Source organism: Acinetobacter sp. F16, assembly GCF_052712855.1.
Genome location: NZ_JBRATK010000011.1, coordinates 47,363 through 60,962, shown reverse-complemented (window position 1 = coordinate 60,962; position 13,600 = coordinate 47,363). Strand labels below are relative to the sequence as shown.

Genomic DNA, 13,600 nt, shown 5'->3' with positions numbered 1-13,600 from the left:
CTTTTCCGCAGAAAAAAAAGCCCATTCCGGGCTTTTTATCAACGATCAGAATAAACCATTTAACCTGCCATGGCATCGACTGACAATTCTTTAATACTTGGTTTGGCTTTTTCTGCTACCAAGCCTAACTTATCAAATAACTGTTTGTCTTTACCTTCACCCGCATTCGGGGTGGTCAAAAGCTTTTCACCCGAGAACAATGAGTTGGCACCCGCCATGAAGGCCAAGGCTTGATCGGCATCAGACAAAGACTCGCGACCTGCAGAGAGACGAATATAACTCTTTGGCATAATAATTCGCGCCACAGCAATAGTACGAATCCATTCCGTTATATCAAGCTTTTCTACATCTGCAAGCGGAGTGCCTTCAATCGGGACGAGCATGTTGATGGGCACAGATTCTGGGTGAATCGGCAACGTTGCGAGTTCGTACAAAAGACCAATCCGATCTTTACTGTTTTCACCTAAGCCCACAATACCGCCACTACAGACTTTCATGCCCGCTTGACGGACATGGTCCAAGGTATTTAAACGATCATCATAAGAGCGTGTGGTAATCACATTGGGGTAATATTCACGAGAGGTGTCGAGGTTATGGTTGTAATAGTCTAAACCCGCTTCACTCAGGCGTTCCGCTTGTGACTGATTAAGCATTCCTAAAGTCATACAGGTTTCTAAGCCGAGTGCTTTCACTTCACTGACCATTTCTAACACATAAGGCATATCGCGTTCATGGGGATTACGCCAAGCTGCACCCATACAAAAACGTGAAGAACCTGAAGCAAGCGCTTCTTTGGCTTCTTGAATCACTTTATCGACAGCTATACGTTTTTCAGCTTCAAGTTTTGAATCATAACGTGCTGATTGTGAGCAATACTTGCAATCTTCAGGGCATTTACCGGTTTTAATTGAAAGCAATGTACTGACTTGAATGGTGTTTGGATCAAAGTGTTCACGATGAATGCGCTGTGCTTCAAAAACTAAATCTAAAAAAGGCTGATTATATAAAGCCTGAATTTCTTCACGTGTCCAGTCATTACGTACGTTCATTGGTGAAAATCCATAATCATCATTATTTATTATTTTTTATCATACCCAATTTGTGTGAAATCGAAAGGCATAAAAAGCCAAATTTGATGGTATCTATCGATTAATTTGAAATGAATTCGATAATTATAAGATTGTATATTTAGTTACAAAGTAACTTTAATTGCTGTAAATATAGTTGCAAAGTTTTTTGTGTTATTTTTTAGTTTGCAGTGAACTGGACGCTAATTTTTTTATAAGAATAAAACTTTGCGCATATCTAGAAAAGTGAAATTTAAGAAAATATCTTATAATAAGTTAAGCCCTTGATTAGATTTAATCAATTGTTCCTGAATTGCCCAATCAATATGGACTTGCACAATCTCATCATGTAACTCACGGCTTTGCTTTAAAGTTTCAATTATTTCATGGGAAAATGGGGCGTTGCCTAAACCAATCGCAATATTTCGCATAAAGCTTTGATAACCCGTGCGCCGTATTGGACTGCCTTCGGTATTGGCTAAAAAGGTCGCTTCATCCCAGTGCCACAAATCCAGCAAATTGATCTGATCTAAACCATGTCGTGGATTAAAATCTTCAATCGTGGCTTTTTTGGCAAAACTATTCCAAGGACAAATCAATTGGCAATCATCACAGCCAAAAACACGATTGCCAATACCTCGACGTAATTCTTCAGCAATGATGCCTTTATATTCAATGGTCAAATAAGCAATGCATTTACGTGCATCGAGCATATAAGGTTCAACAATGGCCTGAGTTGGACATATGTCAATACAGGCTGTGCAAGAGCCACAATGCTGGGTGGCAGGTAAATCGAAGGGCAAATCCAGCGAAGTAAACAGTTCACCCAAAACAAAAAAGGAACCTGATTTTTTCTGAATCAGTAAAGTATGTTTACCTGTCCAGCCCATGCCGGCATTTTCTGCCAAAGATTTTTCAAATACTGGCGCAGAGTCAGCAAAAGGGCGTGATTCAAAATCTCCAACCTTTTCACGAATGATGCTGGCTAAATTTTTTAAGCGGCCGCGCATGGTTTTATGATAATCGCGACCACGGGCATAGCGCGCAATGATGGCTGCATTGGGTTCATCAGGTACATAACGTGGTTTAGGCGTTTCCACCAGATAGTTCATTCGTACACAAATAACGCTTTTGGTGCCGGGAACCAGTAAAGTTGGATCAGCGCGTTTTTCCAGATTTTCTTCCAGAAATTTCATGTCGCCATGATAACCACGCTTTAAATATTCTTGAAGACGCGGTAATTCTTCTTGAGCATCAGGTTTGGCAATGACACAATCACTGAAGCCTAACTGCAAAGCTTGAGCTTTAATCCACGCTTTTAGCGCTTCAGGATCATATTGATCTAAAGGTATTTTCTGTGACGGTGTAGATGTTGCCATAATTTAACAAGAAGGGAAGAACAATGCGTCAGCAAGTTTATCATAGCCCAGTTTATTTGAGCCAAAGTATTCAAGCATGGGAGCAACGCTGGTTTGCCAAGCAAAACAGTTCTTATGGCTTAATGCAGCAAGTGGCCTGGATGATTGCGCAGTGCTTACTTCCTATTATTCAGCAACATCAAATAAAAACAATCGCGCTGTGTTGCGGTCAAGGCAATAATGCAGGTGATGGATATTTAACGGCTAAATATTTAAAACAAGCCGGTTTTCATGTCGAGATTTATGCCGCTGAATTAGGATCTTCAACAGATTTACATCATGCGTATCAAGAAGCGCTAGCTGCAAAAATAAAAATTCATTCAGGTTTTGAGTTTCAAAAACAATATGACTGCTATATCGATGCCTTATTTGGTATTGGCTTAAATCGTGAACTCAGTCCGGATTGGCAACAGGTTATTCAAAGCATCAATGCGCAATCTGCTTTAAAAATTGCCATTGATGTTCCGAGCGGCTTGCAGGCCAATAGCGGTCAGCCATTACCGTGTGCGATCAAAGCCGATTACACCTATTCAGTTTTAGGTTTAAAAGCAGGGTTATTTACTGGCCAAGGCAAAGAGTTTGCAGGGCAGGTTGATGTCATTTCCCTGATTCCGACAGATGAAGATTTAAATCCAGTCGCGCAACTTTCAGCACCCTCTATTTCACTTCCGCAACGTGAAGCTTTTGGACATAAGGGTAGTTATGGCCATGTACTGGTTGTTGGCGGACATGCGGATATGGGCGGTGCGGTGATGATGGCGGCAGAATCTGCCTTTAGTGCAGGAGCCGGAAAAGTCACGATTGTCTGTCATGAAAAACATCACATGGCAATTTTGGCACGTTCACCGAATATTATGCTGCGTGATATCAATGCCTTGAGCGAAATTGAGACTCAACAATTATTAGCGCATGTGGATGCGGTCAGTTTTGGTATGGGACTCGGGCGAGATCCCTGGTCAGAACAGCAATATTTTAAATGGTTTCCGAAGGTCAACACGGCTGAACATTTACATGTGGTGCTGGATGCCGATGCTTTATGGTTCCTAGCGGAGCATCCTGAAGTATTAAAAGCAGATTCTTATGCAACACCGCATCCGGGTGAAGCGGCAAAGCTTTTAAATTGTTCGGTGAAACAGATTGAACATGACCGCATTGCAGCGATTCATCAACTTCAGGAAAAGTATGCCGGACAATGGGTGCTTAAAGGTGCAGGCAGTTTAATTTTAGAAGATCAGCTCTGGATTTGCACGAAAGGCAATGCAGGGATGGGAACCGGTGGTATGGGCGATGTGCTGGCAGGCATGGTCGCCAGTTTAAAGGCGCAATTTTCCGGAAAAATTCATCTGCATGAAATTGTCACTTTACATGCTTTGGCCGGGGACTGGTTGGCGATTAAAGGAATGCGTGGTCTGCAGGCACATCATATGAATGCAGCGGTTTATCATGTGGTCAATCGGAGTCATGATGAATAAGGCGATTAAGTTAACCATTCATGGCAAAGTGCAAGGTGTCGGCTATCGCCGCTGGTTTGAACAGCAAGCTTTAGCATTGGAAATCAAAGGCTATGTAAAGAATCTGGACAGCGGTGAAGTTGAAGCCGTCATAGTCGGTACAGAAAATCAGCTTCATGCAATTATTCAACGGAGTTATACGGGTCCATCACGTGCCGAGGTTTCAAAGATCAGTCAAAGTGAATTTGATCAAGCACAGGATTTTGCCACATTTCAAATGTTGCGCTGAATAGAACGTTGATAAAAAGAAAATAAGAAGGAAATGATGGATAAATATCTGGTAGTTGCAGTTGTGATCATAATTTGTATTGTGATGGTGATTTACACACAACGGGGCGGGAATTCTAGTCGCTCAAGTAATGTGTCATTTAAAGACATCGTGCAAAAAGAATTCCCGAAATATACAGTCGTTGAAAGGAATCAAACCATTATGATTTGCGAAATGAACCCTCGCAATCAACTTGAGGAACTGGTTTTGATCCGGATTGATCCCAACCAGAAAAAGAATATAAGAAACTTCGGCCGGAGAGTCACTTTTACTTATCCCAAGCAACCCTCGATGAGTGAAATGCGTAAAGATTTCGCGCCGTATTTATAAAATCCGGTTTAGCGTCTTCTGCTGGTACGGCTACGTCCACGTGCCATACCGCCTAAGGCATTGAGTACCGCCATTTTACTCATGCTGCCTGAAGCATGCGCATGGCAAATTGCGGCGGCTAAAGCATCGGCAGCATCTTGTTGCGGTTTAATGCTTAAATTTAAAATGCGCATCACCATCATCTGAACTTGTTCTTTATCTGCCGCACCATAACCCACCACGGACTGTTTAATCTGTCGTGCGGTATATTCAGCGACTTGTAAATCCAGATTCACCAACGCGGCTATGGCAGCGCCACGGGCTTGACCAAGCTTGAGTGCAGAGTCAGGATTTACTGCCATAAAGACCTGTTCGACTGCGGCTTCGGTCGGACCATGAAATTTAACAATACGTTCTACACCTGCAAAAATTCGTTTTAAGCGTTCAGGCATTTCCGGGGTTTCGGTACGAATGGTTCCTGCATCTACAAAAGTCAATTTTTGCCCATCTTTTTCGATAATACCGTAGCCTGTCATGCGTGAACCCGGATCGATACCAATAATTAATGACATATAAAGACTTTAAAAATAGAATAATGCCCATATTGTTACATAAGCGTATCAAAAAAGCTTGATCGTGATTAAGCACTTGTATATTGCACCCTATTTATTTTATTGAGATTTGATTAATTTTTATGAAATTATTTCTTATTGTTTTAGCTGGCTTAATCCTTGAAGTCTTTGTCTGGATTGGCGTGGGTGACCTCGTCGGTAGTATGTGGTACGTGTTTTTCTGGTTTGTTGCTGCCTTTTTTATCGGGATAAATCTGATTCGCAAATATTCGGCAGGTTTAATGCCTCAGATGCAGCAAATGCGTATGGGGCAAATGAGTGGCGATCCTGCATTAACCGGGAATCTGCCAAAAATTCTGGCAGGCTTGTTCTTGCTTATTCCGGGCTTAATCAGCGATGTCCTGGCCGTGCTGATTTTAATTCCAGCGGTTCAAAATGTATTTAAAAATGCCATGATGAAAACCATGGCAAAACGCCAGCAAATCATGATGGATAAAATGATGGGTGGCATGATGGGCGATATGAATGGCATGGGCGGGGGCGCGCAAGGCCAAAACCCATTTGCGGATATGATGCGTCAAATGCAGGATATGCAACAGCAGCAAGGTGGTGCACCGCGTCATGACTCTAGCATTATTGATGGTGAAGCACGCGAAGTAACGCCAGATGCGAAAAAAATTGAAATGAAAGATGTGAATAAATAAGTTTATTAATCCATATTTTTAAAAGTTAATTTAAAAGCCGAATCCTGATGATTCGGCTTTTTTATGCTTTTGATATTTGTATGACGGGTAAGCCGTTAAAGCATGCAAAAAATTGAACAAACGATATAATATATTTTTTAAAAATCTCCCCTCATTCTATGTCATTGCTTTTGACCATTTGTGCGCTGCATTTTGTTGCACAGCTTAGCCCCGGGCCGGACGTTTTACTGATTGCTAAAAGTTCAGCCTCGACTTCAAGGACAAATACATTAAAAATTATTTTGGGTATTTCAGTCGGTATTGTGGTTTGGGTCGTCCTGACGCTGCTTGGCTTTACTGTGTTGATGGAGCAATTTTCATGGATACAACAGGTTTTAATGTTGCTGGGTGGCGTGTTTCTGGCGCGCATGGGTTGGGCCATGCTGAATGGCGGTTTAAAAACCTTGAAGCAAGAAACCAATCTGGATGATGCTCAACAACTCGCTGCATCAGATTCTAAAAACCACTTTTTATTGGGATTATTTACCAATTTATCCAATCCTAAGACCCTGATTTATTTTAGCAGTGTATTTTCTTTGGCCTTAAGTTCATCTGCATCGGCGCATTTAAAAACCCAGCTTGCAGTGATTATTCCAATCCAGACTTTTCTGGTTTTTGCATTGTTCATGCTGATTATGTCGATGCCAAAAATCAAAACTGCGTATCAGCGTTCGGGCAGTTATATCGATATTATTTCGGGAGGATTATTCCTGATTTTTGCCATTTGGTTAGGGCTTGATGCATTAGCGATGTTTTAGTCTTTTTTATTAGACTCATCCGTGATTTGCGTATATGGGGGAGTGGTAGTACCGACTTCCTCATTTTTTTCGCCTTGAGAATAGCGATTGGGCTTTAAGGTTGCTTCAGTATTTTCTGAACCTTTATAGCTGCGGCTACGGTTGGCACGTTCGCGTAACCCCCCTTTTTTAATCAGTTGAACCATCATACACTCCAGATTATTGCCAGCCATTTTACCTAAAAAGGCGAGCGGTATATAGTTTTGGTAATTTTCATATTCACAACTTGGTTCATTGCATTGTGTTACAAATGATGTATTTAAAATTGAATTAAAGAATTAATTTTTTATATAAATGAATAATTTATAAATAAAATTGGAGAAACGATTCTTTTGGGTATATTTTAGTTATTGATAACTAGACTTGTATCTTCATAAAGAGTCACATAAGATTTTATCGATATTACCCTCCATCAAATAATAGGATGGAAATATAAAAACAAGAATGTGCGTAATGTAGGAGCATAGCTATGCTATATCAATATCATTGTGCGTGTTGTGATCAGGTTGTTGAGTCAACCCATCATAAAGAATGTACAAATTGCGGTTCACATAATATTAAAAGTCCCTATGGTTTCTGGATTTTTTGCGTTTTGACCTGTCTTGCAGCGGTCATCATTTTTAAAATCGTGCATGTCTATTTACAGGATCATCAAGAAACGCCTGTGCAAATTTCATTATTAGAAGTTTTACAACAGGGAGGAAAGCCGAAATAATGATTTTTTACGTAAAAAAAGCCCACAGATGTGGGCTTTTTTATGGAAAAATTACAGTCCGGCAGAGGCTTTAAGCGCTTCCACTTTATCTGTTTTTTCCCATGTAAATGCAGTGTCTGAACCTTGACGGCCAAAGTGACCATAAGCAGCAGTTTGCTTGTACATCGGTTGAATCAGATCAAGCATACGGGTAATACCATATGGACGTAAGTCAAAATGTTCACGTACCAACGCAATGATCAATTCTTCAGATACTTTTGCTGTATTAAAGGTATTGATTGAAATAGAAGTTGGCTCTGCAACACCAATTGCATAAGACACCTGGATTTCACATTTATCCGCCAGACCGGCAGCAACGATGTTTTTCGCCACATAACGACCTGCATAAGCAGCAGAACGGTCGACTTTAGATGGATCTTTACCAGAGAAAGCACCACCACCATGACGTGCCATACCACCGTAAGTATCTACAATGATTTTACGGCCGGTTAAACCGCAGTCACCTACAGGACCACCAATCACAAACATCCCGGTTGGGTTGATGTGGAATTTGGTGTCTGCATGGAACATTTCAGCAGGAATCACTTTCTTCACGATTTCTTCAATCACAGCTTCTTTCAGATTGGCTTGAGTAATTTCAGGATCGTGTTGGGTAGAGAGTACAACCGCGTCTAAACGAACCGGCATGCCATTTTCATAGGCAAAAGTCACCTGACTTTTCGCATCTGGACGTAACCAAGGTAAACGGCCATTACGGCGTAGTTCAGCCTGTTTTTCCATTAAGCGATGTGCATAAGAAATAGGAGCAGGCATTAAAACGTCAGTTTCACGGCTTGCATAACCAAACATCAGGCCTTGGTCGCCAGCACCTTGATCTTCAGGTTTTTGACGGTCCACACCTTGAGCAATTTCAGGAGATTGTTTACCAATCATGTTAATGACAGCACAGGTTGAACCATCAAAACCAAGATCAGAATGGTGATAACCAATTCCATTTACGGTTTGACGTACAATTGCTTCGAAGTCAACATTTGCAGTTGTTGTGATTTCACCGGCAAGTACTACCGCACCCGTTTTGACAAGCGTTTCACAAGCAACCCGTGCATATGGGTCTTCTGTTAAGATTGCATCCAAAATAGCGTCACTGATTTGGTCAGCCATTTTATCCGGATGGCCTTCGCTTACAGATTCCGAGGTAAATACAGCATACTCGCGCATAAGTCCTATCACAGTTAATTTTAAAGACCCGATATGTTACATCGAGTTAGACTTTTGGACTAGTTCTACACGACCAAAATGACTGAAATTATTTCAATTTCACGACTTTTTAATTGATATATGCATCTAAAAAACTGATAAGCAGCACAAATTGGGCTTTAAAGTTGCAATTCTAGCGATGAAAATTTTTATAGGCTAAATATTTAATCCGCGACTCAAAGCGTATTTACTAGAAATTGAAATCGTATTGTTAAGATTGCCTGTTAAAGTTTCTGTATAAATATAATGATTATTATCAAGATATTAATTCATATAAATTATATTGCAGCATTGTTTTTATATGGATTAATTAAATTTATATGCGTAATAAAAACAGTCAGAAAACATCAATTTTAAATAAATATATTTTTCATTAAATCTTTTTAAAGATGAATTTTATTCAACTTATGTGCTTGTTGCAGGTTAATTGATCAATTGGGTTTGATGCAAACTTGTTGAGGCTCGCTTATTAAGACTACTAATTCGGTGGAACTTATCAATGAATGGGTCAGTGAAAAAAATAATTCTTTTAATCAGAGAAATGTTTGAAAAATGTTCTCATTGAATAAATTAAGCTGACTTATCGTTAAAATATTAGCTATTAGTCTTAAATCAAATAAATTAAAGCTTTTACTGAGCGCTTACAAATTTAAAAGCGATGTGAAATTGAACGCTACCTGCATTTAAATATGCATATAACATCTATAGTCACGAATAAATGTTGAAATGTTGACTATTAGGCTTTACCCCTTGCTGTTTTTTTAAGACAATATAGCCAGCTTTGAATTTTCCTATTCATCATCTTCTTTAAACGATTTAGTTGGACTCTGACCTATGACAACCCCGCTTAACGAACGTCGTATTGCAAACGCAATTCGTGTATTGGCAATGGATGCTGTGCAAAAAGCAAATTCAGGACATCCAGGTGCTCCAATGGGGATGGCAGATATCGCTGATGTAGTATGGCGCGAATTTTTAAATCATAACCCAACAAATCCACAATGGGCGAACCGTGACCGTTTTGTATTGTCGAACGGTCATGGCTCTATGCTTCAGTATGCATTATTACATTTAACCGGTTATGAGCTTTCAATTGCGGATCTTCAACAATTCCGTCAATTACATTCTAAAACGCCAGGTCACCCTGAATTGGGTTATGCACCCGGGATTGAAACTACGACTGGTCCACTTGGTCAGGGTATTGCCAATGCAGTTGGTTTTGCTTTGGCAGAAAAAACCTTAGCAGCTCAATTCAACAAAGACGACATTAAAGTGGTTGACCATTTCACTTACTGTTTCTTAGGTGATGGCTGTCTAATGGAAGGTGTTTCACACGAAGCATGTTCATTGGCAGGTACTTTAGGTCTAGGCAAACTCATTGCTTACTATGACGACAACGGCATTTCAATTGATGGTGAAGTTGAAGGCTGGTTCTCTGACGATACAGAACAACGTTTCCAATCTTACGGCTGGCAAGTGCTTAAAGTTGATGGTCATGATTCTGCTGCAATCCGTCAAGCAACCTTGGATGCTAAAGCTGAATCTGCTAAACCAACCTTAATCATGTGTAAAACAGTGATTGGTTTGGGTTCACCAAACAAACAGGGTAAAGAAGACTGTCATGGTGCGCCTTTAGGTAATGACGAAATTGTATTGACTCGTGAAGCTTTAGGCTGGTCAGACGAAGCATTTGTTATTCCTGCAGACGTCTATGCTGCTTGGGATGCCAAAGAAAAAGGTGCTCAATCTGAAGCTGCCTGGAATGAAGTATTTGCAGCCTATGCTGCTAAATACCCAACAGAAGCTGCGGAACTTAAACGCCGTATCTCTGGTGATTTACCGGCTGACTTTGCTGCCAAAGCAGATGCCTATATTGCTGAAGTGAATGCAAAAGGCGAAACAGTTGCAACACGTAAAGCCAGCCAAGCAGCGATTCAGGCTTTTGCTCCACAACTTCCTGAAATTTTAGGCGGTTCTGCGGACCTTGCAGGTTCTAACCTGACACTTTGGAAAGGTGCACAAGGCATTCAGGACAATCCAGCGGGTAACTACGTACACTATGGCGTACGTGAGTTCGGTATGACTGCCATTGCCAATGGTGTTGCACTGCACGGTGGTTTCATCCCTTACGTAGCAACATTCCTGATGTTCATGGAATATGCACGTAATGCAGTACGTATGTCTGCACTCATGAAACAACGCGTGATTCATGTGTATACCCATGACTCAATTGGTCTGGGTGAAGATGGTCCTACACATCAACCGGTAGAACAAATTGCCTCTTTACGTGGTACACCAAACTTAAATACTTGGCGTCCATGTGACACCGTTGAAGCCGCGATTTCTTGGAAATCTGCACTTTTACGTTCTGAAGGTCCAACTGCGTTAATTTTCTCTCGTCAAAACTTGCCATTCCAAGCGCGTACGGATGCTCAAATTGCTGATGTTGCCAAAGGTGGTTATGTATTGGCTGAAGAAAAAGGTGAATTAAAAGCCATCATCATTGCAACAGGTTCTGAAGTATCTCTTGCGATGGAAGCGTATGCACAACTTGAAGGTGTGCGTGTGGTTTCTATGCCGTGTGCTGAAGAATTCGTTAAGCAAGATGCAGCTTACCGTGAAGCGGTTCTTCCATCTCACATCCGTGCACGTGTAGCTGTTGAAGCTGCACATGTGGATTACTGGTGGAAATTTGTAGGTCTTGACGGTCGTGTGATCGGTATGATGACTTATGGTGAATCTGCTCCTGCGAAAGACTTATACCAACACTTCGGCATTACAACTGATGCTGTCGTTGCTGCAGTAAAAGAAATTACTGCTTAATTCTAAAAGATTAAATCAGTGAAAACGCCCCATATGGGGCGTTTTTATTTTAATGAATTTTTAACGATATTGTTCTAGCAGTTTTTAGGAATAAGTATATAGTGATGCCATTCATTGAGTATTCATTTTGAGATGGTATTTATTCAGCATAAGTGAGGAAAATATGAGCCTTTATAACCAAATTAGTGATGAAATCACTTTAATGGAACCCGGTGAGCAAAAGTGGATCGGTCAGGATCTCCCCCTGGAAAGCATGATGGCCGTAGTATTGATGCTGAAAGAGCTGGACGAAGAAAAAGTGATTAAAGTGCGTCGCCAAAATCGTGAAAAGCACACAGGCTTAAAACAAGTCGATCGTGTTCTGGTTGAAAAGTTGTAGAAGATGATTCATCTTTAAAAGCCCCTATATGGGGCTTTAATTATTTTAGCCCTATATTCATCATCTCTCATATTTTTTAAATTGTTCACCAGTTTAACTTTAAATAGATTAAGTCAGTAAATAGATTAAGTCAGTCAAGCGTCAGCAGGGCGGCCATGAACCACTTCTAATATAAAGCCCTCTAAACTGTGTATTTTTTTGTATTAAATGATTCGAAAATTATTAAAAGCATCATGTAAATCAGGCATGGGAATAGAATCATAAAAGTGAATTAAAAATATTTATTTAATTTTATCAATAAATTAAAACTAATTAATTTATATGTATATTAGGTTTATCTGCAAAGCCGAATGATTGTTCTATTCTTGAAACATATCGTTTTATCTATACCAGTGAATTAAGATAAGAAACCTATAGACTAACAACCATTCCAAAGCGAGATAACAACACATGAATTTTAAAGCAATAACTTTAGGTTTGGCGGTTGCCTCAGTTGCAACTTTATCGTTGGCAAAACCCGTGGCTTACCAAATTGATCCAGGCCATTCAGCAACTGTTTTCTCTTGGAGCCACTTTGGTTTCTCTACACCATCTGCGAACTTTTCTGACATTCAAGGTACGATTAACGTCGATAATGAAAAGCCAGCAAACTCATCGGTAAATGTTAACATTCCAGTTGCAAGCATCAATACCAATGTAAAGGCATTGGATGATCATATTAAAGGTGCAGACTTCTTTGATGCTGCCAAATATCCAAACATCACTTTTAAAAGTACTAAAGTTCAGGCCCTAGGCAAAAACAAATACAGAATCACTGGTAATTTAACCGTGAAAGATGTGACTAAACCTGTAGTTTTAGATGCGGTATTAAATAAACAAGCCGTACATCCAATGACTAAACTACAAACTGTTGGTTTCAATGCAACCACTTCATTTAACCGTTCAGCCTTTGGTGTTGGTGGTTATGTTCCAAATGTAGGCGATAAAATTACCGTAAACATTACCACTGAAGCATCAATTCCTGCGAAAAAATAAGCCTAAAATGCTCTAAAATAAAAAAAGCACCTTTCATGGTGCTTTTTTATTTAATTTTAATCTCGATTCAGAATGAGATAACAACCAAAACTGATAAAAATGCCACCGGTTAAACCATCTATCCAGTTGCTGAAGCGTTGGTAATAGGCATTCATTTTTTGCCATGAAAATAGATAGGCCACTAAAGCAAACCAGATTAAACTTTCAATCCAGATGAGAAAAAGTAATGAGCTTTGGGTGCTTAATGGAGCATCGGTATTGATGGCCAAGGCAAAAACACTACTGAAATAGACCAGTGCTTTCGGGTTGGCCATATTGGTCAAGAAGCCTTGCAAGAGCAGAGTCAATCTTGATTTAGACGGTGACGCGTGTACAGGTGACACTGAATCTTGCGGTTTGCTTAGGGGGGATTTAAACAGCTGAATACCGAGATAAAAAAGGTATATTCCACCTAAAATCGTTAATACCTGTTGCAACCATGCCATCTTTTGAAAAAGGTAATGTAGACCGCTGATTGCACAAATGGACCAGACCAAAATGCTCAGTGAAATACCTAAAGCAGCAAACAGGGCATGCGATCTGGACTGGCGAATTGCACTTTGCGTGACGAAGAAAAAATCTGGACCTGGACTGATCAATGCAAAGAAGTGAATGAGCGCAATACTGATTAAAGGTGTCATCATCAGGAACTTATATAAATGAATGA

General features: G+C 40.2%; 15 protein-coding genes. 9 read left to right on the top strand and 6 right to left on the bottom strand.

Annotation, left to right across the window (positions count from 1 at the left end; translation table 11 throughout):
• Positions 1-59 precede the first annotated feature (59 nt).
• Together bioB and queG are read right to left on the bottom strand one after the other, a co-directional pair.
• A complete protein-coding gene (bioB, locus tag ACU0NF_RS08360) occupies positions 60-1,049 on the bottom strand; it encodes a biotin synthase BioB (RefSeq protein ID WP_445660792.1) in 990 nt (329 codons plus the stop codon).
• A gap of 284 nt (positions 1,050-1,333) precedes the next feature.
• Positions 1,334-2,446, bottom strand: coding sequence for a tRNA epoxyqueuosine(34) reductase QueG (gene queG, locus ACU0NF_RS08355; protein WP_445660791.1), 1,113 nt, complete (start codon positions 2,444-2,446; stop codon positions 1,334-1,336).
• Positions 2,447-2,469: 23 nt separating this feature from the next.
• On the opposite strand from queG, the gene ACU0NF_RS08350 reads away from it, so the two are divergent.
• From ACU0NF_RS08350 to ACU0NF_RS08340, 3 genes are read left to right on the top strand one after another with little or no spacing between them, the layout of a single operon-like run.
• Positions 2,470-3,957: an NAD(P)H-hydrate dehydratase gene (locus ACU0NF_RS08350; RefSeq protein WP_445660790.1), complete on the top strand. Its 1,488-nt coding sequence runs from the start codon at positions 2,470-2,472 to the stop codon at positions 3,955-3,957.
• Entirely contained in the window at positions 3,950-4,225 is a 276-nt protein-coding gene (locus tag ACU0NF_RS08345) for an acylphosphatase (protein WP_445660789.1), read from the top strand. Before ACU0NF_RS08350 ends, ACU0NF_RS08345 begins: the two co-directional genes overlap by 8 nt.
• A 33-nt stretch (positions 4,226-4,258) precedes the next feature.
• A complete protein-coding gene (locus ACU0NF_RS08340; protein ID WP_445660788.1) occupies positions 4,259-4,594 on the top strand; it encodes a hypothetical protein in 336 nt (111 codons plus the stop codon).
• An 8-nt stretch (positions 4,595-4,602) separates the two neighbouring features.
• Here ACU0NF_RS08340 and ruvC read toward each other — a convergent pair whose 3' ends face one another.
• Positions 4,603-5,145: a crossover junction endodeoxyribonuclease RuvC gene (ruvC, locus tag ACU0NF_RS08335; RefSeq protein ID WP_131266622.1), complete on the bottom strand. Its 543-nt coding sequence runs from the start codon at positions 5,143-5,145 to the stop codon at positions 4,603-4,605.
• A 122-nt stretch (positions 5,146-5,267) separates the two neighbouring features.
• Here ruvC and ACU0NF_RS08330 point away from each other — a divergent pair, with 122 nt between their 5' ends.
• A complete protein-coding gene (locus ACU0NF_RS08330) occupies positions 5,268-5,849 on the top strand; it encodes an FxsA family protein (protein ID WP_131383664.1) in 582 nt (193 codons plus the stop codon).
• Between the two features lie 158 nt (positions 5,850-6,007).
• Positions 6,008-6,646: a LysE family transporter gene (locus ACU0NF_RS08325; protein ID WP_445660787.1), complete on the top strand. Its 639-nt coding sequence runs from the start codon at positions 6,008-6,010 to the stop codon at positions 6,644-6,646.
• Here ACU0NF_RS08325 and ACU0NF_RS08320 read toward each other — a convergent pair.
• Entirely contained in the window at positions 6,643-6,831 is a 189-nt protein-coding gene (locus ACU0NF_RS08320; protein WP_445660786.1) for a hypothetical protein, read from the bottom strand. The genes ACU0NF_RS08325 and ACU0NF_RS08320 overlap by 4 nt on opposite strands.
• A gap of 323 nt (positions 6,832-7,154) precedes the next feature.
• On the opposite strand from ACU0NF_RS08320, the gene ACU0NF_RS08315 reads away from it, so the two are divergent.
• The gene (locus ACU0NF_RS08315; RefSeq protein ID WP_171535501.1) at positions 7,155-7,400 is read left to right on the top strand and encodes a hypothetical protein; all 246 of its coding nucleotides are present in this window, start codon (positions 7,155-7,157) and stop codon (positions 7,398-7,400) included.
• 51 nt (positions 7,401-7,451) lie between these two features.
• On the opposite strand, the gene metK is transcribed toward ACU0NF_RS08315, so the two are convergent.
• Positions 7,452-8,618 (bottom strand): methionine adenosyltransferase, encoded by a 1,167-nt coding sequence (gene metK / locus ACU0NF_RS08310; RefSeq protein ID WP_131383658.1) that lies wholly within the window; start codon positions 8,616-8,618, stop codon positions 7,452-7,454.
• Positions 8,619-9,491: 873 nt separating this feature from the next.
• Between metK and tkt the strand changes: the two genes are divergently transcribed.
• The 3 genes from tkt (at position 9,492) to ACU0NF_RS08295 (ending at position 12,894) form a co-directional block, all read left to right on the top strand.
• Positions 9,492-11,480 carry a transketolase gene (tkt, locus tag ACU0NF_RS08305; protein ID WP_445660785.1) on the top strand — a complete coding sequence of 663 codons (1,989 nt, stop codon included), beginning with the start codon at positions 9,492-9,494 and terminating at the stop codon, positions 11,478-11,480.
• A 163-nt stretch (positions 11,481-11,643) separates the two neighbouring features.
• A complete protein-coding gene (locus ACU0NF_RS08300; RefSeq protein ID WP_067724440.1) occupies positions 11,644-11,859 on the top strand; it encodes a hypothetical protein in 216 nt (71 codons plus the stop codon).
• A gap of 450 nt (positions 11,860-12,309) precedes the next feature.
• Complete coding sequence (locus tag ACU0NF_RS08295) at positions 12,310-12,894, top strand: YceI family protein (protein WP_445660784.1); 585 nt, start codon at positions 12,310-12,312, stop codon at positions 12,892-12,894.
• Positions 12,895-12,950: 56 nt separating this feature from the next.
• Here the strand turns inward: ACU0NF_RS08295 and ACU0NF_RS08290 are convergent, their stop codons facing one another.
• Complete coding sequence (locus tag ACU0NF_RS08290) at positions 12,951-13,574, bottom strand: LysE family transporter (RefSeq protein ID WP_445660783.1); 624 nt, start codon at positions 13,572-13,574, stop codon at positions 12,951-12,953.
• Between the last annotated feature and the right edge of the window lie 26 nt (positions 13,575-13,600).

Coding starts and splice junctions, on each gene's coding strand:
- ACU0NF_RS08330 (WP_131383664.1), top strand. CDS start 5,268: ATGAAATTATTTCTTATTGTTTTAGCTGGCTTAATCCTTGAAGTCTTT.
- ACU0NF_RS08290 (WP_445660783.1), bottom strand. CDS start 13,574: ATGACACCTTTAATCAGTATTGCGCTCATTCACTTCTTTGCATTGATC.
- metK (WP_131383658.1), bottom strand. CDS start 8,618: ATGCGCGAGTATGCTGTATTTACCTCGGAATCTGTAAGCGAAGGCCAT.
- tkt (WP_445660785.1), top strand. CDS start 9,492: ATGACAACCCCGCTTAACGAACGTCGTATTGCAAACGCAATTCGTGTA.
- ruvC (WP_131266622.1), bottom strand. CDS start 5,145: ATGTCATTAATTATTGGTATCGATCCGGGTTCACGCATGACAGGCTAC.
- ACU0NF_RS08350 (WP_445660790.1), top strand. CDS start 2,470: ATGCGTCAGCAAGTTTATCATAGCCCAGTTTATTTGAGCCAAAGTATT.
- ACU0NF_RS08300 (WP_067724440.1), top strand. CDS start 11,644: ATGAGCCTTTATAACCAAATTAGTGATGAAATCACTTTAATGGAACCC.
- bioB (WP_445660792.1), bottom strand. CDS start 1,049: ATGAACGTACGTAATGACTGGACACGTGAAGAAATTCAGGCTTTATAT.
- ACU0NF_RS08345 (WP_445660789.1), top strand. CDS start 3,950: ATGAATAAGGCGATTAAGTTAACCATTCATGGCAAAGTGCAAGGTGTC.
- ACU0NF_RS08325 (WP_445660787.1), top strand. CDS start 6,008: ATGTCATTGCTTTTGACCATTTGTGCGCTGCATTTTGTTGCACAGCTT.
- queG (WP_445660791.1), bottom strand. CDS start 2,446: ATGGCAACATCTACACCGTCACAGAAAATACCTTTAGATCAATATGAT.
- ACU0NF_RS08340 (WP_445660788.1), top strand. CDS start 4,259: ATGATGGATAAATATCTGGTAGTTGCAGTTGTGATCATAATTTGTATT.
- ACU0NF_RS08320 (WP_445660786.1), bottom strand. CDS start 6,831: ATGGTTCAACTGATTAAAAAAGGGGGGTTACGCGAACGTGCCAACCGT.
- ACU0NF_RS08315 (WP_171535501.1), top strand. CDS start 7,155: ATGCTATATCAATATCATTGTGCGTGTTGTGATCAGGTTGTTGAGTCA.
- ACU0NF_RS08295 (WP_445660784.1), top strand. CDS start 12,310: ATGAATTTTAAAGCAATAACTTTAGGTTTGGCGGTTGCCTCAGTTGCA.